General features: G+C 64.7%; 18 protein-coding genes and 1 other RNA gene. 12 read left to right on the top strand and 7 right to left on the bottom strand.

The features are described 5' to 3' along the window. Positions 1–108: 108 nt before the first annotated feature. A complete protein-coding gene (locus tag ACIBI6_RS30410) occupies positions 109–996 on the bottom strand; it encodes an alpha/beta hydrolase (RefSeq protein ID WP_396958612.1) in 888 nt (295 codons plus the stop codon). A 106-nt stretch (positions 997–1,102) separates the two neighbouring features. Here ACIBI6_RS30410 and rnpB point away from each other — a divergent pair. Together rnpB and ACIBI6_RS30400 are read left to right on the top strand one after the other, a co-directional pair. Continuing rightward, positions 1,103–1,518: RNase P RNA component class A (gene rnpB / locus ACIBI6_RS30405), an RNA gene on the top strand. Positions 1,519–1,611: 93 nt separating this feature from the next. Next, complete coding sequence (locus ACIBI6_RS30400) at positions 1,612–2,505, top strand: slipin family protein (protein ID WP_396958611.1); 894 nt, start codon at positions 1,612–1,614, stop codon at positions 2,503–2,505. A 228-nt stretch (positions 2,506–2,733) separates the two neighbouring features. On the opposite strand, the gene ACIBI6_RS30395 is transcribed toward ACIBI6_RS30400, so the two are convergent. Continuing rightward, positions 2,734–3,114 carry a hypothetical protein gene (locus tag ACIBI6_RS30395; RefSeq protein WP_364345360.1) on the bottom strand — a complete coding sequence of 127 codons (381 nt, stop codon included), beginning with the start codon at positions 3,112–3,114 and terminating at the stop codon, positions 2,734–2,736. Between the two features lie 426 nt (positions 3,115–3,540). Here ACIBI6_RS30395 and ACIBI6_RS30390 point away from each other — a divergent pair, with 426 nt between their 5' ends. After that, positions 3,541–3,873: a hypothetical protein gene (locus ACIBI6_RS30390; RefSeq protein ID WP_364345362.1), complete on the top strand. Its 333-nt coding sequence runs from the start codon at positions 3,541–3,543 to the stop codon at positions 3,871–3,873. A gap of 17 nt (positions 3,874–3,890) precedes the next feature. Further along, a complete protein-coding gene (locus tag ACIBI6_RS30385) occupies positions 3,891–5,573 on the top strand; it encodes an RNB domain-containing ribonuclease (protein ID WP_396958610.1) in 1,683 nt (560 codons plus the stop codon). 290 nt (positions 5,574–5,863) lie between these two features. On the opposite strand, the gene ACIBI6_RS30380 is transcribed toward ACIBI6_RS30385, so the two are convergent. Next, entirely contained in the window at positions 5,864–6,070 is a 207-nt protein-coding gene (locus ACIBI6_RS30380) for a hypothetical protein (RefSeq protein WP_364345366.1), read from the bottom strand. A 156-nt stretch (positions 6,071–6,226) separates the two neighbouring features. Here ACIBI6_RS30380 and ACIBI6_RS30375 point away from each other — a divergent pair, with 156 nt between their 5' ends. The 5 genes from ACIBI6_RS30375 to ACIBI6_RS30355 all read left to right on the top strand — a co-directional run bounded on the left by ACIBI6_RS30375 (position 6,227) and on the right by ACIBI6_RS30355 (position 9,307). After that, complete coding sequence (locus tag ACIBI6_RS30375) at positions 6,227–6,748, top strand: DUF6879 family protein (RefSeq protein WP_396958609.1); 522 nt, start codon at positions 6,227–6,229, stop codon at positions 6,746–6,748. Further along, complete coding sequence (locus tag ACIBI6_RS30370) at positions 6,745–7,581, top strand: helix-turn-helix transcriptional regulator (RefSeq protein ID WP_364345376.1); 837 nt, start codon at positions 6,745–6,747, stop codon at positions 7,579–7,581. Before ACIBI6_RS30375 ends, ACIBI6_RS30370 begins: the two co-directional genes overlap by 4 nt. Positions 7,582–7,663: 82 nt before the next feature. Beyond that, positions 7,664–8,272 carry a TrmH family RNA methyltransferase gene (locus ACIBI6_RS30365; RefSeq protein WP_396958608.1) on the top strand — a complete coding sequence of 203 codons (609 nt, stop codon included), beginning with the start codon at positions 7,664–7,666 and terminating at the stop codon, positions 8,270–8,272. A gap of 76 nt (positions 8,273–8,348) precedes the next feature. Next, positions 8,349–8,633, top strand: coding sequence for a hypothetical protein (locus ACIBI6_RS30360; protein ID WP_364345380.1), 285 nt, complete (start codon positions 8,349–8,351; stop codon positions 8,631–8,633). A gap of 47 nt (positions 8,634–8,680) precedes the next feature. After that, complete coding sequence (locus ACIBI6_RS30355; protein ID WP_364345382.1) at positions 8,681–9,307, top strand: NUDIX domain-containing protein; 627 nt, start codon at positions 8,681–8,683, stop codon at positions 9,305–9,307. Here the strand turns inward: ACIBI6_RS30355 and ACIBI6_RS30350 are convergent. After that, positions 9,264–9,683: a pyridoxamine 5'-phosphate oxidase family protein gene (locus ACIBI6_RS30350; RefSeq protein ID WP_364345384.1), complete on the bottom strand. Its 420-nt coding sequence runs from the start codon at positions 9,681–9,683 to the stop codon at positions 9,264–9,266. The genes ACIBI6_RS30355 and ACIBI6_RS30350 overlap by 44 nt on opposite strands. Positions 9,684–9,916: 233 nt before the next feature. Between ACIBI6_RS30350 and ACIBI6_RS30345 the strand changes: the two genes are divergently transcribed. Beyond that, entirely contained in the window at positions 9,917–10,327 is a 411-nt protein-coding gene (locus ACIBI6_RS30345; RefSeq protein WP_364345386.1) for a hypothetical protein, read from the top strand. 105 nt (positions 10,328–10,432) lie between these two features. Next, entirely contained in the window at positions 10,433–10,942 is a 510-nt protein-coding gene (locus ACIBI6_RS30340; RefSeq protein WP_364345388.1) for a GNAT family N-acetyltransferase, read from the top strand. Positions 10,943–10,984: 42 nt separating this feature from the next. On the opposite strand, the gene ACIBI6_RS30335 is transcribed toward ACIBI6_RS30340, so the two are convergent. Next, positions 10,985–11,386 (bottom strand): hypothetical protein, encoded by a 402-nt coding sequence (locus ACIBI6_RS30335; protein ID WP_396958607.1) that lies wholly within the window; start codon positions 11,384–11,386, stop codon positions 10,985–10,987. Between the two features lie 128 nt (positions 11,387–11,514). Between ACIBI6_RS30335 and ACIBI6_RS30330 the strand changes: the two genes are divergently transcribed. Next, positions 11,515–12,411 (top strand): helix-turn-helix transcriptional regulator, encoded by an 897-nt coding sequence (locus ACIBI6_RS30330; RefSeq protein WP_364345392.1) that lies wholly within the window; start codon positions 11,515–11,517, stop codon positions 12,409–12,411. On the opposite strand, the gene ACIBI6_RS30325 is transcribed toward ACIBI6_RS30330, so the two are convergent. Both ACIBI6_RS30325 and ACIBI6_RS30320 read right to left on the bottom strand, forming a co-directional pair. After that, positions 12,321–13,010 carry a S1 family peptidase gene (locus tag ACIBI6_RS30325; RefSeq protein WP_364345394.1) on the bottom strand — a complete coding sequence of 230 codons (690 nt, stop codon included), beginning with the start codon at positions 13,008–13,010 and terminating at the stop codon, positions 12,321–12,323. The genes ACIBI6_RS30330 and ACIBI6_RS30325 overlap by 91 nt on opposite strands. A 155-nt stretch (positions 13,011–13,165) precedes the next feature. Then, positions 13,166–20,428, bottom strand: coding sequence for an amino acid adenylation domain-containing protein (locus ACIBI6_RS30320; protein WP_396958606.1), 7,263 nt, complete (start codon positions 20,426–20,428; stop codon positions 13,166–13,168). Positions 20,429–20,538 lie beyond the last annotated feature (110 nt).

Raw genomic sequence — 20,538 nt, 5'->3', positions numbered from 1 at the left:
CCGTAGCGAAGATCAGAATGGCGAATAGCAGCATGGAAACGCACAGCTGAGCGCTGTAGCCGGCAGCACGAGCACGAGAAGCGCGTCCGGCCGTTGTCTGCGCGGCAGCTAGGGCCGCAGCACCGACACCAGGAACTCGGTCTGGTCGTAGACCGTCTGCTCGAAGACATCGTCGAAGTAGACATCGAAATGTCCTACCGGATAACGCTTTACGATCGCGTGCTTGGTGCGTTCGGCCGCGCGCATGGTCGGTTTCGGTGGGGCGATGGTGTCGTTGTCGGCGATCGCGTAGAAGACCGGCATCTTCAATGCCTTGGCCCGGCGGCCGGGGGAATCGAACAGTGTCGAGAAAGCCACGCGGGCAGCGACTTTCGGTTCGTAGGTCTCACTCTCATCCGCGAGCCTGCCATAACCCTCCGGCGCATCCGGCGCGCTCATCAGCGCCGCTGAACGCTTGCGACCGGCCAATCGGACGCGAATGGGCTTGCGCCGGATCGGACCGACGAGCAGATCGGTAGCCGCGATGGTGGCCACCTTGGTCAGGCTGGTCGGGCCCTTCGCCATGGCCGAGGCCCAGCCGCTGGTGAACGGTACCTGGGCGACGACCGCCGCGATGTAGTCGTCGTCGGGCGCTACCGTCAGCACATGGCCACCGCCGAAAGAAGTGCCCCACAGCGCAATTCGGGTCGCGTCGAAGCCGCGCAGCGTGCGTGCGTAAGCGATGGCCGAGCGCCAGTCCTCGCGCTGACGGGCGATATGTAGTAGCTGACGCGGCGCACCTTGACTGGCCCCGAAATGCCGGTAATCGAATACCAACACACCCATCCCGGCGGCGGCGAAGCGCCGGGCGTACCTATCCAGCCCCATCTCCCGGTTTGCGCCGAGACCGTGCCCCATTACAACGAGTGGGCGGGGCTTGGGGATGCCAGCGGGGGGATACAGCCAGGCAGCGCACTGCTCGCTGCCCGAGGGAAAACTGACCTCGACACGTTCCATGGCACCTCACCGTACTGTTTCGATCCGAACTACTACCCCCCGACCGGTCACGGGTCAGGCCAGTGATCAAGGTACCCCTTGATCAAAGTAGGCTAAACGCTGCGGACGAGTTGGCCGGGCGGCCGCGGTGATGGGAACGGGTACGTGAGTGCCGCAGCCCGTCGCCGAGGAAAGTCCGGACTCCACAGAGCAGGGCGGTTGCTAACGGCAACCCGGGGTGACCCGCGGGAAAGTGCCACAGAAAAAAGACCGCCCACGATCCCCCGGGATCGTGCGGTGAGGGTGAAACGGTGCGGTAAGAGCGCACCAGCGCCCCGGGTGACCGGGGCGGCTAGGTAAACCCCGCCCGGAGCAAGGTCGAAGGTCCCACCGTTCGCGGTGCGGCTGCGCAGGTGTTCGAGGGCTGCTCGCCCGAGCCTGCGGGTGGACCGCTCGAGGCACCCGGCAACGGTGTGTCCAGATGGATGGCCGTCACCCGGTGTGAGCCGGGGACAGGATCCGGCTTACAGGCCAACTCGTCCGCCCCCTGCAATCCGGTGCTCACCGGTGCCATGATGGAACTGGACCGCTGAGCCGGAATTCGGTGCGGTCAGGCACTTCGCACGGGGTGTAACCATGGATATTCTTGCCGTTATCGGGGCGATTTTCGGGGTGGGGGCGATCGCGGGCGGGATAGTCACCGCGATGAGCGCGCGCATTGTCACCCAATACGAGAAGGGGCTGGTGTTCCGGTTCGGCCGGGTGGTCGGAACCCGAGATCCCGGACTGCGAATGCTGATTCCATTCGTCGACCGGATGCGCAAGGTCTCCACGCAGATCGTCACCATGCCGGTGCCCGCGCAGGACGGCATCACCCGCGACAACGTGACCGTACGCGTCGACGCCGTGGTCTATTTCCGGGTGATCGATCCGGTCTGTGCGGTGGTGGAGGTACAGAACTATCTTTTCGCGGTAGGGCAGGTGGCGCAGACGTCCTTGCGTTCGATCATCGGAAAGAGTGATCTGGATAGCCTGTTGTCCAATCGTGAGGAGTTGAACAAGGGGCTGGAGATCATGATCGATAGCCCGGCGCTCGGCTGGGGAATCCATATCGATCGGGTGGAGATCAAGGATGTATCGATACCGGATTCACTGAAGCGCTCGATGTCGCGGCAGGCCGAGGCGGAGCGGGAACGACGGGCGCGGGTGATTTCCGCCGAGGGCGAATTACAAGCGTCGAAGAAGTTGGCCCAGGCGGGTGCGCAAATGTCGGAATCGCCGGCGGCACTGCAGCTACGATTACTGGAGACCGTGGTTCAAGTTGCGGCGGAAAAGAATTCGACATTGGTGCTGCCGTTTCCGGTGGAGTTATTGCGGTTCCTGGAACGCGGTACGCCGTCCGGGGCGAGCGCCGCCGAGTCCACCCCGACCGCACCCCAGCCCACACCGGAAATCACCCCGCCCGAGCCGACACCGGCGCTCGGTCACGGCAACACGCCAGCGGCCGAACAAGATGGAATGCGCTCGTAACACAACGGGCGTATACCGATACGGGTACGGTTGACCGTTTCGATCGACCCGCAAACAGTCGCTACGGCCGATTGCGCCGTACGACCGCATCGGTAGCACAACGTAAGGAAACCGGGCCGATGTCCATACTGATTCCCGTGATCGCGATCATCGTCATGATCACCGTCGGGTACGTGTTGAAATACCTGCCCAATTACTTGCCGTGGCTGAAGGATTGACTATTTCAGCTCAGCAGAGCATCTTCGCCATCTGATAGATGGCCTGGGCCTCCTCCTTGGAGGCCTCGGAGGCGCCCTTCGTGCGCTTGATGACGTTCTGGACGACCTCGTCCTCGCTCTTGCCGTCCTTGATGTCTTTGCAGGTCTGGACCAGAATGTCGCCGATCTTGGCGTCGTCTTTGCCCTCGGCGAGCTTGGGGAAGGCGCTGCGGTAACTGACGACGAACGTCCCCGCCTTGACGTTGTCCAACATCTCGCCGCCCGCGGCCTTCGCCGCCGAAGTCGTCGCGGAAGCGGGCGCGGCGGAAGAGTCTTTGTCATCGCCGCAACCGGCAAGAAGCAGGGCTAACACGGTGCAGCTGGCCGCGATCGCGGCGGTAGTTCTGGTCACGCAGCGGATGCTAGCGGCACTTGGGAAACGTCGCCTCCCGTCTGGTTAACGGAAGGCGACGAAGACCGCATCGTTGACGGTGAGGTCAGAGCGGGTTGACCATGAAAACCTGAGCCCAATACGCCGCCTGCTCAGGACCGAGCAGAGGCATCAGGTAATCGAAAAGAATCGTTGACATCAGTGGATAACTCCCAATTGTCGACGTACGGGTCACTTGCGAATGTGCGGGAAAAGCTCGATCCCGCCACGCCGGGGAACCCTAGCAGCCGGGCTCTGACGCCGCCGGGTTCGGCGTGTCCGGCATGGCGATTCGGGTGGCACTGGCCTAGAACGTGAGCGACGTCATAGAGTAGGCGCCGTTGGTAAGACCCGTTGCCGGTCCGCCACAAACTCACATTCTTCGATCACGGAAGCAGGCACAACTCTATGCGGATTGTTCGTTCACTGGTCGCCGGTGCGCTGATCGCCGGGGCCGCATCGGTTTTCGCCATGCTGGGCACCGGGTCCGCCTCGGCGGTCGCGGTTACCCCGCTGGCGGGTGGGGTCCAGGTCGACCTCAACTCGGCCGACACCGCCTGGGTGCACCAGAACCACATCGGGCAGGCCATCGCCGGTCTGCCGCATCCGTCGGCGGCCTCGTTCGGCCAGGCGCTGGATGCGGCGGCGGACGTTTCCGCCGGCGTCCCGGGTGGACGGGTGACCTTTACCGTGTACGGGCCGCTCAATGAATTGAACGGCACCATGCTGGCACTGCAGTAGAGACCGACTGCGACAGCGTGGAACTTCACCAGCGGATCGTGTCGGCGCCGGTCGATTTCGGCGCCATTCGATCCGAATTCGGATTGGCCTCGGCGTATCCCGCCGAGGCCACCGCGGCGGCCCGCGACGCGATCGACGCGTTCGCGGGCGCTCGCGCCGATCGCACCGATATTCCATTCGTCACCATCGACCCGCCCGGCGCCATGGATCTGGACCAGGCGGTGCATATCGAACACACCTCTTCCGGTTTCACTGTCCACTACGCGATCGCCGATGTCGGCGCCGTAATAGATCCCGCGGGCCCGCTGGCCCAGGAAGCGGGCGCGCGCGGCCAGACCTTCTATCTACCCGACGGCACCGTGCCGCTGCACCCGCCGATCCTTTCGGAGAATTCCGCGAGCCTGCTGCCCGAACAGACCAGGCCCGCGGCGCTCTGGACCATCGAATGCGATGAGACCGCCGAGCCGCAACGATTCTCGGTAATCCGGGCTACCGTGCGCTCGCGGGCCCGACTCGACTACGCGAGCGTCCAAGCCGACGCCGACGCGAACCGCCTGCATCCCTCGATCGCGGCCCTGCCGGAATTCGGTACGCGGCGCATCGAGGCCGGGCTGGCCCGCGGCGCGATCGGACTGCGCCTGCCCGCCCAGAGCGTTATCCGTGACGACAAGGCCGTCGGCCACTGGCATCTGGTAGTGGAACCGCGCACCGCCGCCGACGACTGGAACGAACAGATTTCCCTGTTGACCGGTATGTGCGCTGCGCGAATCATGTTGAACGACAGTGGATCCGGTGGCGTGCCCCGGGCCGGTGAGCGGATCGCATTGCTGCGGACCATGCCGCCGCCCGTAGAATTGGCGATTGATTCGATGCGCAGGACGGCTGCGGCGTTGGGGGTCGACTGGCCTGCGGATCAGTCCGTCGGGCGGATGTTGGCCGGACTCGATCCGAATGCGCCTGCGACGTTGGTCTTGATGTCCGAGGCGACAGGGTTGCTGCGTGGTGCGGGATATACGGTGCTCGATGGCGTGGCGGCCGCAGGGGCAAACGGTTCCAGGGCCGGTGCTCAGGTGGCTGATGGTGCGCTGTCGTCGGGTGGTGTGGAGTTGGTGGCCGATCCACGGTCGGCAGGAGCTACCGAGTCGCTAGGTGGCGTGGGCCCGCCGGGTGGTGCCCGTTCCATCGGCGGCGCGGCTGCGGCGGGCAGCGCGCGTGCGGTGGGCGTTCGGGGGACCGGCGCCAAGCCAACGAGAAACCCACAGACCGTGAACAACCTGCAGCACAGTGCGATCGGCGCCCCCTACGCGCACGTCACCGCACCGCTGCGCCGCCTCGCCGACCGCTTCGCAACCGAGATCTGCCTCGCCCGCTGCGCCGGAACCGAAGTCCCGCAATGGGTCCGCGATGGCCTCGCCCCCACCGCCGAGTCGATGAAACGTAGCGACAGCCTCGCAGGCAAGGTCGAACGCGCCTGCATCGACCTCACCGAATCCACCCTGCTGGCCGAACGCAGCGGCTCGATCTTCGAAGCCGTAGTAGTACGCGAAGCCAACGGCACCCGCCCCGCCGAAGTCTTCATCGCCGACCCACCGGTAGTCGGGCCGTGCGCCGGCGCACCCCCGGAAGGCGCGCAGGTCCAGGTGCGCCTGGTCGCCGCCGACCCCACCACCCGCAAGATCAGCTTCGGTTACCCGATCTGAGCCTTCTTCACGCACCGTCGACGTCTACGAAACGGATTGCCGCGCAACGGGGGTAGGTCTGCCCGGGTGACACCGTGATCACATCGCACACTTTGACCAATCGCTCGGGTACCCCGCCGCCGCGCCCCAGCGCAGGGCCAACTTCCCTACTCCCGCCATACGAAATGCACCATGGGTCTGCTCCAGGGCGCATTCGCGGATCGGTATCCGAGTGGTTCGAGCGGTCGTTGGCCAGACCTCTGACCAGGCTATTACGTTTATCTCCGCTGGGGTTGCTGCTCCCTCCGAGGTCATTCGTCCGGGGTGTATTCGGCGTACTGTCCCGACTTGGGGGAGGTGGCTGCGGCCAACTCTCGGGCAGCCTGGACCAGTGCGTCTATGGCCCGGTGCTCCGGACCGAGGTACCGGCCCACCTCCTCCGTGATCTGTTGGAGCTGGTCGCGCAGCCTCGCTGAGGTTTCCTTGTCGAGTGCGCCGGGGGGTTCGGTGGTAGGCATGCCGTTCCTCTGGTCAGAATCGGTTAGGGCACTTGGAGGTTGGTACCTCCACCCTCACCGGCCGACCGATCACCGAGCCTGACACGCTGGCTCAGCTCGACCTTGCGCCCAACGAGACAGCGATTGAAGTTCCGAAGATCAGGAGGACGTTCTACGGTGCTCTACCTTCAGCATGAGCCGCCGGACTGGGTCGCCCTATTCCGCGATTGCAAAGCCGAAGCGTTCCATCTTGAAGTTCGGGACGCCTACGCCGTGCCGACCGAGTCGGACCGTTTTCGCCGGTTCCTCGAAGGTCAGCCCGCGTTGCCGGATGAGCACAAGGACCGATGGAACGATCTCATCCGGGAGACAACCGGCCGTGGTGTGACCGTGAGCCGGGTACGTGTGGTCACGGTCCCGCACACCGACTATCACCGTTGGTTGCTCTCGGTGACCGACACCAACACCGAAGCGGGTGAGGACATCCGTTACGTGCCTCGGCATCTCGCCGGGGAGGTGCCTTCGGATGACTGGTGGCTCATTGACAACGAGCGGGTTGTCTTCAACCTCGTGAACGAGCAAGGAAAGCCAGCGGGTCTGGCAGTGACCACCGATCCGGGAATCGTCGGCTACTCCCGGAGTGTGAAACAACGACTGTGGCAGCTGGCCACGCCGTACGCGGAGTACGTCAGCCAGTGACCAGCGTCCACGATGCGCGGGAAGCTCTCGGGGTACGACTTCGGGAGCTTCGCCGTACGGCCGGGCTCACCAACCGGAAGCTTGCCCAGCTCTCCGGTTGGCACGAGTCGAAGGTGTCCAAGATCGAATACGGCCGGATCAAGCCGTCTGACGACGACATCCGGGCGTACTGCGAACACGCGAACGCCAGTGACCAACTCCCAGACCTGTTGGCCACCCTTCACAACATCGAGGTTGCGTACCTCGAATGGCGGAAGATCCTCGGAACCGGGCTGAAGCGTCGGCAACAGAAGTCGCTGAAGCTCGAAGCGGAAGCAACTCACATCCGCGACTATCAGCCGCAGATCATTCCCGGCTTGTTGCAAACGGCCGAGTACGCCGAGGCCAAGCTACGCCGGGGTATCCAGTTCCACCAGGTACCCGACGACGTAGACGAAGCCGTGTCGAAGAGAATGGAACGGCAACGCATCCTGTACCAGCGTCACCACCTGTTCCACTTCCTGATTGCTGAGCAAGCGCTCTACACCACCGTCGGCACCGATGCCGTCATGATCGGCCAGCTCGACCGGCTGGCCTCCATAATCGGAATGCCCAGAGTCACCATCGGCATCGTTCCGGCCACAGCCGAGGCCCTTGTGGTGTCCACCAACTTCGCCATGTTCGACAACCGGCTGGTCATGGTGGAAGGGACAGCCGCAGAGCTGACCATCACTCAGCCGCGCGAGATAGCGACCTACGGCCGCGCGTTCACAATCCTTGCCGGACAGTCTATTACCGGTGAGACTGCACGGAAGTTGATCGGGGCAGCACTCGACAAACGACGCGGACGATGATCCAGCGCGATCCTGCGAGTACATGGGCGGGACCGGTATGCTGAGGCGATACGGCCCGGTCGTCAAATGATCGGCCACGTCGATGGCTGGATGCGCCGCGAAGCATCATTGCGATGGAATTAATTGTCTGCCAAGACTTACACTCCCTTGGGAAGGGTATTCCCGCGCGCCGGTGACGGCGGCGCGGGTGCGCACCCGCTCTGAACTTCGTCGGCAACGCCGTCAGCGTTCGCATGGCTGTTGGAATCATTTGCTCGCGGCACCGCTTTGGCCCAAGCACGGTGTCAACCTCGGCACCTTGCTTCGCACGTGTGATGCGGTCGGTGCGTGTATGGCGGTGCCGCGGCGGCCGTGGGTGCCCGATGCGCTCGACCACGGCAATACGCTGCGCCACCGTCAGTGTGTGCACTGGATCGACGGGCGGGTCGATCGGTGGCTGCAGCGTCAGCGGGACGGGGGTTCGGCGATCGTGGGCGTCGAACTCACCGACGAGTCCATTCGACTCGCCGATCTGCCCGTCGCCCGCAAACGCACCGTCATCGTGCTCGGCCACGAGTCCACCGGTATCCCGCCGGAAGGGCTGGAACTGCTGGATATGGCCGTCGAGATCCCGATGGTCGGCACCGGACACAGCCTCAACGTGGCCGTCGCCGGATCCCTGGTGCTCTACAAACTCGCGGGTCTGTGCTGAGCCGGTGGAGTTCGAGCCGTCGATGTAGGTCGCGGTAGATTGCGGTGGAGTTCACGGCGGAAGTGGGGAGCGGGTGATGACCGATCCATTGACATTGGAGATTCGGCGGCAGCAGGTGTTTCATCGGCTGCGGGAATTGCGTGGGGAGCTGGCCGGGCTCGATGCCGCCTATGGTTCGTTGCAAACCTCGGGGATATTGGTCGATACCGAGGGGATCGGGGCGCTCACGACCCCGGCTTACTGCATTGCCGGGGCGCGGGAAGTCTTCGAGGAGACCATGATCGAGCTCGATGCCGCCGCCGATGCGCTCGATCGCGCCGGGGCTTACACCACTCGGCTGCGCCCGGTCGTCCTCGAATAGTCCGCACTGGGCAAACCTGTCGGTGCCCGCGACTACAGTCGCCTGCCATGAACCTCGCGACCGCGACTGTCGCCGATATCGTCGATGGGATCACGCCGCTGGATGCTCTCGAGCGGCAGCACATCGAGGACACCAAGGCCTGGCTGGCCTCCACCGATGATGTTTTCCGTCGCGTCAAACCCGACACTCCCCCACGGCATCTGGTCTCGTACGTGGTGCTCGTCGACCCGCGGGCACGCAGCGTCCTGCTCGGCCGCCATCTCCTCGCCGGACTGTGGCTGCCGACCGGCGGCCATGTCTCACCGGGAGAACATCCGCTGGCCGCCGCCGGACGCGAGGCCGCGGAGGAGTTGGGCATCGACCCCGAATTCACCGTCATCGGAAACGAACCGCTGTTCCTCACTGTCACCACGACGGTCGGCACCCACAGCGGACACCAGGATGTCAGCCTCTGGTACGTCATCCGCGGCGACCGCGCCCGCGAATACACCTTGGACCCGCGCGAATTCGGTGCAGCACAGTGGTGGGATATCGACACCTTCGACCGCACCGACGCCGATCCACATTTCGCGCGCTTCCTCGCGAAACTCGAACCGCTACTCCCCGGGAGGATTCCAGCCCCTCGAGCGACTACCGATCGACCTCTTCCGGCCCCACGTACTCGATTCCGGTGACGATATCGGGCAGGATTCTGGTCACTCGATCACCGGCACCGACCGTGCGAGAGGGCAAGAACTGTTGATAGTGCACGATTTCGTGTTGGTCGCGGACGGTGTCGGCGATACCGGTCACGATCACACACCAGCCGAGGGAGGTTTGGTGGTCGATCGCGTCCACCTCGTAAGCCACGACCTGATGATCGAGCGAACCGGTCGTTGCGGCGTCGGCGTAGATGACCAGGTGATCCTCGACCAGTGCGTGGCTGACCGGGCGAATCGCGGGTAAAGCGTAGCGCGAGAACGCGACACGCCCGAATCCGATCGTGCCCAGCAGGTGCAGTGCGGTATCAACCGACAGTTCGCGTGACTCCCGCACATCGTCTACTGCCATACCCCATTGTCCACCAGTTCGCGCTGCGAAGCAGCCCCTATCGATGACCTTACTTCGGACAGGCGGTGATCATGTTGCCTACCAAGCGATTACACGGTACGAAGGATGAACAGGTATCGGTTTTCCGAAGGAGCCGTTCATACCCGCCGAAATCGGGCGCAGTAGAATGGCCACGTCTCCGGGGTCCCGAAACGTGGCCACCAATACGAATCAACGACTCAGGAGGACTTTCGATGCCCGATGATGTGCGGTCGAGCTCCCGGACCGGCGCCCGCGGGGGCAGCAGCCGAAGCACGTGGCGTAGTAGGCCGCGACGATCATTCGGCCCCACCAAAGAGCTATCCGGAAACGCCACCGCGTTCACCGATTCCAGCGATCGGCTGGTGCGCCGTCTCTTCGACACGGGGCTGCGGCTGCACAAACTCCGTATGGTTTTCGATCGGCCGGATCCGAGCGCCGCCGAATTGCGGACGGCCAGCGATGCGATCGCCGCGATGCTCGACGATCTGGACGGACTGATCCGCGAAACCGGACTTGCGATGCTGGATATCGCCCACGAACGCGACACCGAGACAACCGAATCGCTGCGCAATCAAGCGATACACGACGGACGACCGACGAATCGTCGCGGACGACTACGCTGATCCGACGACTCAGCGCATATTGTCCAGAATCGGCACGGCATCCCAGACGGCCGGACATCCATCGCGCGTTTGCGTGTGGCAGCGGTGTCGGTGGCCGATCGCCGGATGAGGGTGCGGCAGTTGGGTGGAAGCGAGTGGACGGTCGCCCGAGAGATCCGGCTAGATGCTTTGGCGGGATCGCCACCGGGGACGTTCGCTTCGACGTTCGAGGTGGCGTCGCGGTGGGATGAGCCGCAGTGGCGGCAGTGGATGGGTACGCGGCTGCTATTCGTCGCCGAGCGCGACGGCCGGGTCGTCGGCTCGGCGGGCATCGTCACCAAGGCTGATAGCAGTCCGCCGATCGTGGCGTCGGTCTGGGTGAATCCGAGCGCACGCGGCACCGGGGCATCGGATCTCCTTCTCACCGCCACCGTCGACTGGGCCAGGGCTCATGGTCACGGCGAACTTCGGCTCTGGGTTGTCGAAGGCAATCATCACGCCGAGTCCCTGTACCTACGAACGGGTTTCGCCTTCACCGGACGCCGACAACGCTGCGGCGAGGATGATCCGCGGCTGGAGCAGGAAATGTCCATTGCGGTGACGTACGGTTCAGGACCCACTCGACTTCCCGGATGACATCTCGACGGGCGCACGAGATCCGATACACGGCACCGAAGTTCACAATCCGGCCCGCCGCACCCCACTCACCTCCAGCGCCGCGAACAACGCAACCCACACCGCACCGATCAACAGGAAGGCGACCCCGAGCCCGGTCAACTCGAGCAGACCCGAGAATGCCAACACCACCAGCCCCAGCGCTGAGATCACATTGACCCCGATAACAGCGACCGCATGGCTCCCCACGAGATCCGGGTACCCGGCAATGAGCAGCAGCGCGAGTCCGCCACCGACCATCGCGACGCCGAACGGGATGGACCACGCGGTCGGCAGCCCCAACGGCCCGCGCAGCGCCGCCGCCCCGGCCAGCATGACGATGCCGAACACCCCGGTGCCCCAGCCGTCCAGGCGCAACACGGTACGCAGGTAGTCGGTATCGGCGCGCGCGGCGAGTGTGCTCATCTTCTCTCCTCTTGTCGATCCGGCAGCCCGATCGGCTCCCGAAACCGACCATGCCGGACCTGAGGTGAAGGTCTCAATAACCTCTGAGGTCATGGCCGAACGCACACCGCGCTGATTAGCCTGCCCGGGTGGCGGTAAATCAGACGGAATCGCGGGTCGGCGCATTGCTGCGCGACTGGCGGCACCGACGCAGGCTCAGCCAGCTCGATCTGGCACTGGCCGCGGACAGCTCCTCGCGCCACATCTCGTATATGGAGACCGGCCGGGCTAAACCCAGCCGAGCCATGATTCTGCGGCTCTGCGACGCGCTGGATGTGCCGCTGCGCGAGCGCAACACATTGCTGCTGGCCGCCGACTATGCACCCGCCTACCGAGAGAGCAGCCTCGACGACGCGAGCCTGGCCGCGGTCCGCTCCGCACTCGACATCATGCTGACCGCGCACGAGCCCTATCCGGCGGTCGTGGTGGACCGCTTGTGGAATGTGGTCTCAGGAAATAGCGCCATGAACCTGTTCATGGCCGATATCCCCGAAGCGCTGATGTCTCCGCAACCGAATGTCTACCGGCTGGTGCTGCATCCCGACGGCCTCGCGGCCCGCCTCGCCAACCTGACCCAGGTGCGAGAGTTGTTCCTGGAGAGACTGTCTCGCCAGGTCAATGCCACCGGCGACGCCGCACTCCGAACACTCTACGGCGAGGTCGTCGCCTACCCCCCACCGCCGGATTTCAGCGACGCACCCGATGACGATGCGGCATCACCCAATCCGTTCGAGGTCCCGCTGCGCATCCGAACTCCGTTCGGCGAACTACGCATGTTCAGCACCATGGCCACCTTCGGCGCGCCCGCCGACGTCACGCTGTCCGAACTCGCGATCGAATTGTTCTACCCACTCGACGAATTCACCGCCGCAGCACTGCGCGGATTCGCGGCGGATCAGATGAGTTGGAATCCGCTACCGACCCCGCCGACGGCGTCCACGGCCTGGAGTATCGGATCGATCGGCGCGAAAAATGCCGGTGAATGAATGGGTATCGCCGGGAAGATGCATGGAATATTGAATCCGACGCCGTTGATTCCGGTCAGCCGCCCCTGATTCATGCCGACCAGTCGATCACCGACGGTGACCGGTCCACCGGAATCGCCAGGCTTGGAGCAGGATTGGTTGATCGTCGTGCCGTCCAGCGACCCCCAGACCACACCGCAGTCGAATCGACTGCTGCGCCCGCTCGTGCACACCGGTTCGCCGGGTGCGGGTGCCGCACCGAATCCGGCGATGGTGGTCGGTCCGACATTGCGCACGGGCGTGACCTTGTCCGAATCGAATTGCAGCACTGCGAAATCGAGGCCTTCGCCGTCATCGGAGTATGCGACCGTGCCGATCACACCGGCATCCAAAAAGCGCTCGGCGCCGAATCGCGAGCCGGTCGGGGCGCAGTGCCCCGCGGTCAGTCCGACCAGGTGTCCGGCGCTGTCGTAGCCGATCGCGGTCAGCGAGCACGCGACGTTGTTATCGAAGACCAGGCCGGAACCGCCGCCGACCACGGCATTTCCGGCCGCCTGCGCGGTTGCGGCCCCCACGAGTCCCACAGCGGCCGAGCACATCGCGATCATTCCCAACTTCACGGCAACTACTCTCCTTCTCGAACTGGCCGACCTCGGAATCGACTCACGCGTCGACCAACCGCACACACACGATGGAGAGCCGCCCCGACAGCTGCGGCCACCCCGGAACTCTAGTTCAAGCTTCCGGTTAACCGCACCCATCGGGGCCAAACCGATCAGGCGTCGAGCATTTCGGCACCGAGCTCCCGGTCCGGATCCGGATCGGCCGCCGCGAGCGCCGAGTCCAACTGCACCGCGACCTCGCGAACATGCGGTTCGGTCATCATGTGCAGGTGGTCGCCGGGCACCGGGACCAGCGTGAAGCGCCGGGCGGCGTACTGCTCCCAACCGTTGTTCGCGCTGTCGAACATGCTGCCGACGACCTGGTGCGCGAGATCCACACCCGGCGGCAGGGCCTCCTCGGCGCGCAGCAGGGTGATATCGCGGTCATAGGGTTCGAGCTGGTACTCCAGCAACGCCGTGTAGTTGGCGTAGAACACCTCGTAGAGCCGCCGGATCGCCTGCGGTGAACTGTCGGCGGGCAGGATGCCGGAGCGGATCGACTCGGCGAGCATCGAATCGAAGAGCTTCTCGGTTGCGTGCACGTCGGGTTCGAAATCAACCAGCGCGGCCTTATTTCCGCGGGCGTACCACAGCAATTCGAGGAAGAACCAGCGAATGAGCTGTTCCTCGGCAATGGGTTCGCGGGCCTGCTGACGCAATGCCATGGTGTCCAGCAGCGTCACACTGGCCACCTCCCGCTCGGGCAGTTGCCGCGCCATCTCGAGTGCGACATTCCCGCCGAAGGACCAACCGGCCAGGTGGTAGGGCCCCTCCGGATGCACGCGACGCACCGCCGCCAGGTAGGACTCGGCCATCCCCACGATCGTCTTCTCCGGCGTACTGCCCGCATCGCCGCCCGCGGCCTGCAGGCCGTAGATCGTACGATCCGGATCGAGGTAGCGGGCAAGTGCCAAGTAGCACAGCACATTTCCACCGATCGGATGCACCAGGAACAGCGGCGGCTTATGACCGCCTACGGTGATCGGCACCAGCGGGTCGAATGTGCGCCGGGCATTTCCGGACCGGACCAGCGCCGCGAGTTGGGCGGCGGTCGGCGCGCCGATGAACAGATCCAGCGGCACGTCGACACCGAAGCGCCGGGACAACCCCATCACTACGCGCATGGCACCGATGGAGGTACCGCCCGCGGCGAAGAAATCGTCGTCGAGACCGATCGAGCGTAGACCCGCGTACTCGGCGAGTAGTTCGACCGCGGAGTGCTCGTATTCGTCGGCCGGCTCCCGCTGTGCGGCAACCGATTCCGGTGCGGATTCGACGATCGAACGCAATGCGCCGTCATCGCGCTTGCCGCTGGGCGTGCGGGGCAGTTCGTCGAGGAAGACGAAGCGCGAGGGCACCATATGCGCGGGCAGAACGCCGCGCAGATCGTGGCGCAGCGCTGCCAGATCGGTCTGCTCGGCATCGCCGACCAGGAAGGCGATCAGCGCGCCATCAATGCCGCCGAACCCCCGTGCCACCACGGCCGCCTCGGTGATGGTCGGATACTGCTCGACGAGTCCGAGGATGCACAGCTCCACCTCGGCGGGCTCCACCCGGAAGCCGCGAATCTTGACCTGACTGTCACTGCGGCCGAGGCAGACGAGATCTCCGGAGGCCAGCCGCACGCCGAGATCGCCCGTGCGGTAAAGGATTGCGCCGCCGTGAGTGGCCACGAACCGCTGCGCGGTCAGCGCCGCCCGGTCTTGGTAGCCCCGCGCGAGGGACCGGCCGCCGAGATAGATCTCACCGATCACACCGTCGGCGACCGGACGCAGGGCACTGTCGAGCAATTCGACGGTATCGCCGTCGACGGGGCGGCCGATGGGCGGCAGCGCCGGATAGTCGTCGGGTGAGCCCGCGAGCGTGAATATGGTCGCGACGTGGGATTCCGTTGGGCCGTATTGGTTTTCCAGCAATAGCCCCGGCACCACTTTGCACAGTGCGCGGATCTCGTCGGTGATGCGCAATTGCTCACCGGAGGACGCGAGTACTTTCAGCTCGACCGGGAACTTTCGCCGGGCGACCACGGCCTCGGCGAAGGCCTGCAGTGCGACATAGGGCAGAAACAGCCGCTCGATACCTTCGGCCACAACGGTATTCAGCAATTCATCGACATTGGAACGCAAATCCGCCGAACTCACCCGCAGCGTGGACCCCGCGGCCAGGGTCGTGAAGATCTCCTGGAACGACACATCGAAGCTCAATGGCGCCAACTGCAATGTGCTGGCCAGGTTCAGGCCCGATGGGCTGCGGTTTTGCCAGTCCACCAGCGTGGTCAGGCCGCGGTGCGGCATCGCGACGCCCTTGGGCTCGCCGGTGGAGCCGGAAGTGAAAAGCACGTAGGCGAGCGCGTCGGGCGAAATGTGATCCGGGACAGCGAAATCCATATCACTGTCAGCGGTCGGATCGAACACCTCCGCTGTGTCCAGCACCAGTCGAACATTGTCGACGATCTCGGCATACGCGGCGTCGGCGATCACCCGGTGCGGGCGGGCGCGGTCGATCATGAGATTCAGCCGGGCCCGCGGGTAGCTGACATCGAGCGGCATGCAGGCCGCGCCCATTCGCATGAGTGCCAGCACCAGTAGCACCAATTCCGGGCGACGGCTCATCAGGATGCCGATCCGGTCACCTGGTCTGATCCCCAAACCGTTGAGCCACCGGGCGAGTCGTTCGCTGCGCTCGATCAGGTCGTCGTAGGTGAGGCTGGATTCGTCGCCCCGGACGGCGACGGTGTGCGGATTGAGTGCTGCCGCGTCGGCGACCAATGTGCCGATATCGCGCGCGGTCGCCGGACCCGTGCCGCGGTCGATCGCCGCATCCGGATCCGCGACGATCGCCGCCAATATGCGCAGCTGAGTCACTGCCACGATTTCGCATTGATCTTTGGTCAGCGTGTGGTCACCGTTGACCCGCACCCACATTCGGTCGTCACGCGGATCATGGGCCACCGTGACCAAGAGCTGGAAATTGGTGTCCTCGCGAACGTCGAAGTCGTGCAGGGTGACTCGGTCCGTACCGAGGATCGGTGCGAAGAGGTGGTAGTTGATGAAGTTGAATGCCGTCTCGAAGGCAGGCCCGCCATCGGCCAGGATCGACCGCAGCGGATAGCGCCGGTGCGGGTAGGCGTCGCGATCCCGGCGCGCTATCTGCTCGACGGCGGCGCGCCAGGTGGTGGCGGTATCGTCCAGCCGCATCGGCAGCGTGTTCAGAAACAGGCCCGCGATGCTCTCCGCGCCTGCCCGATCCGGTCGGCCGTGGCTGACCACACCGGTGGTGATATCGGCGCGACCGGTCACCGTGCGCAAGGTCAGGCAGTGTGCCGCGAGGTAGACCGCCTTCTCGGGCACCTGGTGCCGAGCGGCGAATGCGGTGACCCGCTCGGCGAGCCGACGCGGCAGCACGGCGGCGGCCTGCGGTTCCTTCGCACCCGTACCCTCGTGGACACCCAGGGCGGTCAGCGCGGTCGGCTCGGCTCCGGCCAGTGCCGCGCGCCAGTACGCACGGGCCGAATCATCGTGCACCGCGGCGATTTCGGACTGCGCGTACTCGGCCAGGACAGTGGCCGCATGCGGCGTGTCATCGATACCGGTTTCGATCAGTCCCAGCGTATTCAGGTAGTCGACCAGCAGTTCGAGCACCGCGGTAGCGACACTCCATCCGTCGAGGATGGCGTGGTGGAAGCTGAGCACCAGATCGACGGTCTGGAGGGCGCTTTCGGACGGTCGCAGGAATACCCGCACCGCATGTAGTGGGGCGCGTGCGAGGTCGTACCGGGCGTGTCTGCGCTCCTGGGTGTAGTCCTCGACCTCCTGATCGGCCAGCACCGGATCGAGATCGGAGACATCGACGATCTCGAGTTCGTATTCGATCGCGCTGTGCACTACCTGGACCGGGACTGAATACTTACTCAGCTCGAACGAGGACCGCAGGGCGGGCTGACGGCGTACGAGCCGGCCGAATGCCGCGTGGAATTGTGCAGCGTCCCAGGGCATTTCGAACCGATAACGGAATACGTCCTTGTAGGTCACCGAATCCGTGCGCTCGATGCTGTGGAAGAGCATGCCGAGCTGCAGCGCGGTGGCCGGGAAGGCATCCTCGGCCTGATGCAGTGCGGCGCGGTCGATCAGCGGCACCGTCGCCAATGCAGCGGCGATGCGAATCCGGTTGCCGTCCGGACCATCCGAGGCGATCTGGGCCAGTTCGGCAATGGTCGGATGCTCATAGAAGGCATCCACATCGAAGAACAGTCCGGCGCGTTCGGCGGCGGTGCGCACAGATAGCGCGAGTATGGAGTCGCCGCCGTGGGTAAAGAAGTTGTCGTGTACACCGATGGAGTCGATACCGAGCACGGTCCGCCAGACCTGTGCCAGTTCGGCCTCGACCGGTGTCCGCGGTTCGGTCGGCACGCCGACGAAATCCGCATGCTGAGAAACCTCCGCCGCCCGTGCCAATGCCTTGCGATCGGTCTTGCCGTTGGGGGTCAACGGAATACGGTCGACGCGCAGCAGTCGGGTCGGAATCATATAGCGCGGCAGGCGAATCGCGATCTGTGCGGCGATCTCGTCACCGGTCACGTCATCGCCGACGAAATATCCGACCAGATGCAGTTCATGCGTCTCGGACTGCTCGTCGACGACGACCGCGGCGCGCACCCCCGTGCACCCCAGGATCGCGTTCTGCACCTCGCCGAGAGTGATCCGGTTGCCGCGGATCTTGACCTGATCATCGAAGCGGCCCAGGTACTCCAGGGTGCCGTCGGCCAGCCAGCGCGCCAGGTCACCGGTGCGGTAGCGACGACGGCCCGGCACGGTCAGATCGTCGACGAATGCGGCCGCGGTCAGGTCCGGGCGGCCGCGGTAGCCGCGCGCGACACCGACTCCGGCGATATTGAGTTCACCGGTTACGCCGATGGGCATGCGGCGTCCGGATTCGTCGAGCACCAGCAGGGCGGTATTGTCGATCGGACGACCGATAGGCACCAGATCGAGCGAATCACGCTGGTCGTTTCGAGCGACCTGCAAGCAGTCGCCGGCGGGTGGGCAATCGAAATACGAGACGTCCACGGTGGCCTCAGTGGGACCGTAGAGATTCACCAACTGCGGTGGCCGCTGCGCGACCGCGGCGAAGGCGGCGTGGAAGCGGCGAACCAGCGCGGGCGGCAGCGCCTCACCACTGCAGAACACCCGGCGCAGGCCCGCGATGCGCGGCACGATCGTGCGATCGGCCTCCAGTTCGTCTACGAAGGCCGCCAGCATGGACGGCACGAAGTGCATGACGGTCACCGCATTCGCCTCGATGGCCTCGGCAATGCGGCGCGGATCGCGCTCACCGCCGACCTCGAGCAGTGCCACCTTGGCTCCGGTGATGGCCCACCAGAACAACTCCCACACCGAAACGTCGAAGGTGACAGGCGTTTTCTGCAGGATCACGTCATCGGCGAACAGTGGGTAGCGGCGCTGCATCCAGGTCAGCCGGTTGACCACCGAGCGATGCTCGACCATCACGCCCTTGGGCACCCCGGTCGAGCCCGAGGTATAGATGAGATAGCTCAAATCGTGTGGGTGCGAGACATTTTCGACGGTGCCGGGAGGTGTGTCGGACACCGTGATGTGGGTGACGCCGAGGTTTTGGTAGACCCGCGCATGTTCGCTTCCGGCGACCACGAACCGCGCTTCGCAGTCCGCGAGAACCGTTTCGATGCGCGCCGCCGGATAATCCGGATCGAGCGGCACGTAAGCGCATCCGGCACGCAAAATGCCGAGCACCGCGATAAGCATGTCGGACGAACGGGGCAGCACGACCGCAATGCACTCGTTCCCAGTTGCGCCGAGCTCGTGCAGCCGAGCGGCGAAACCCTCTACCAGACCGGACAATCGGGCGTAGGTCAGTTCGCGGGAATCCGCGGACACCACCGCCACCCGTTCCGGATGATCGGCGGCCTTTTCGATGAACAGCCGATCAATGGTGGTGTAAGGAAATTCGATACGCGGACCCGCCTCGAAGGCCGCCACTTCGGCACTGTCCCGCGCCGAAAGCAGCGGCAGCGCACCCACCGGAGTCTCCGGATGGTCCAGCGACGCGGTGACCATTTCGCCCACGCTGCGCAGCGCCGATTCGATCGGAAAGCTCGCGTCGAAAATGTCTTTGTCGTAGAACAGCTGGAGGCTGAACGAGCCGTCCCGGCCGTTCTCCGCCGTGACGATGGTGAGCGCGTTGGTCACCGAACCCGGATTGTGCACCGTCCATTTCGAAATCAGTTCGTGGACGTAATCGGCATCCGGCAGCTTCGTGTGGGAAAAGGCGACGTCGTAGAGTGGCGGCGCGGCCGGATCCGGATTCAGTGCCCGGGTCAGCTCACCGTACGGGAAGCGCTGATGCTTCTTGAGCTTTCGAATCTGCTGGGTCACCTGCTCGGCGATCTGCCTGAGCGGCACGTCGCGATCGACGCGCACCGGCAGCGGGACGACATTGGCGCGGTGGCCCTGCGTGCGATAGGTCTCCGCGGAGTGCCGGTTCAGCATCGGGACGCCGATCACCACCTGATCGGTGCGGTGGATCGTCGCGAGATACGTTGCCACCGCAGCGGTCAGATACGCGAAAACGGTCACACCGGTGGCACGAACACGATTGAGGTACTCTCCCGAAATCATCGTGTTGTAGTGGCCGCGGGCAATTCTCGGCGAGCTGGTCCGGTTGGGGAACAGCGCGGGTTCGACGCCGTCGAGCGCGGCGAGCAGACCGTCACGGTCGGCTGTGTACTGCTCGGAAGCCCGGTACGTCTCGTCGTCCTCGACGATCCGCCGATAGGTGGCCACGGAACGGTCGGTGTGCTCATCGGCCGGCTCAGGCACCGCAAGCTGTTCGAGCGGAACATCTTTCATCTTGTAGCTGGTATCCAGCGTAGCGATGACCGGATTCATGCCATAGCCGTCGGCCAGCGCGTGATGGAACGACATGAACAGGAAGAACCGGTCCGGTCGATCCACCACCGCGGCCAGCCGCGCGGGCCGATCCGGAAGCTCCGGCGCGCCGACCTCGCGCCACAGCCATTCCTGGGTGGCGGCCTCCGGATCCGGCGCATCGGTCAGGTCGACGACCTCGACCGCCGGAATCTCATTCGAAATCCATTGGCGGAATTGGCCGTTCTCGAAGGTGAAGCGCAATCGCAATGCGTCATCGCTCATCAGGGCTCGCTGCCAGCAGGCGCGCAGCCGCGCTATATCCAGCGGCTCATCGATGCGCAGGCTATAGGTCTGCTGCGCAACGGGTTCCGGTGCCAGCCGGAATGCCAAGCCGAGTACGTCGCGCTGATATGCGCTGACCGGCCATGCTTCGATCGGTCTTTCGGGATTTGCGGTGGTTTTCGACGTCACAGTCACTCCTATCGCGACAGCCGCGGCACAGACCGTGCGCAAACTGTCCAGGACCCGCCCCTGATGACGCCGAAACGCAAAGCCGTTACCACTTGTATCCAGTTTTCAGA

The sequence above is a fragment of the Nocardia sp. NPDC050412 genome, assembly GCF_044458825.1.
Lineage (GTDB): Bacteria > Actinomycetota > Actinomycetes > Mycobacteriales > Mycobacteriaceae > Nocardia.
Note: the sequence above shows the minus strand (reverse complement) of the source record. Positions and strands in the feature narration are given on the sequence as shown.

Coding starts and splice junctions, on each gene's coding strand:
- ACIBI6_RS30350 (WP_364345384.1), bottom strand. CDS start 9,683: ATGGCAGTAGACGATGTGCGGGAGTCACGCGAACTGTCGGTTGATACC.
- ACIBI6_RS30360 (WP_364345380.1), top strand. CDS start 8,349: ATGACCGATCCATTGACATTGGAGATTCGGCGGCAGCAGGTGTTTCAT.
- ACIBI6_RS30400 (WP_396958611.1), top strand. CDS start 1,612: ATGGATATTCTTGCCGTTATCGGGGCGATTTTCGGGGTGGGGGCGATC.
- ACIBI6_RS30410 (WP_396958612.1), bottom strand. CDS start 996: ATGGAACGTGTCGAGGTCAGTTTTCCCTCGGGCAGCGAGCAGTGCGCT.
- ACIBI6_RS30335 (WP_396958607.1), bottom strand. CDS start 11,386: ATGAGCACACTCGCCGCGCGCGCCGATACCGACTACCTGCGTACCGTG.
- ACIBI6_RS30390 (WP_364345362.1), top strand. CDS start 3,541: ATGCGGATTGTTCGTTCACTGGTCGCCGGTGCGCTGATCGCCGGGGCC.
- ACIBI6_RS30355 (WP_364345382.1), top strand. CDS start 8,681: ATGAACCTCGCGACCGCGACTGTCGCCGATATCGTCGATGGGATCACG.
- ACIBI6_RS30380 (WP_364345366.1), bottom strand. CDS start 6,070: ATGCCTACCACCGAACCCCCCGGCGCACTCGACAAGGAAACCTCAGCG.
- ACIBI6_RS30340 (WP_364345388.1), top strand. CDS start 10,433: ATGAGGGTGCGGCAGTTGGGTGGAAGCGAGTGGACGGTCGCCCGAGAG.
- ACIBI6_RS30365 (WP_396958608.1), top strand. CDS start 7,664: ATGGCTGGATGCGCCGCGAAGCATCATTGCGATGGAATTAATTGTCTG.
- ACIBI6_RS30345 (WP_364345386.1), top strand. CDS start 9,917: ATGCCCGATGATGTGCGGTCGAGCTCCCGGACCGGCGCCCGCGGGGGC.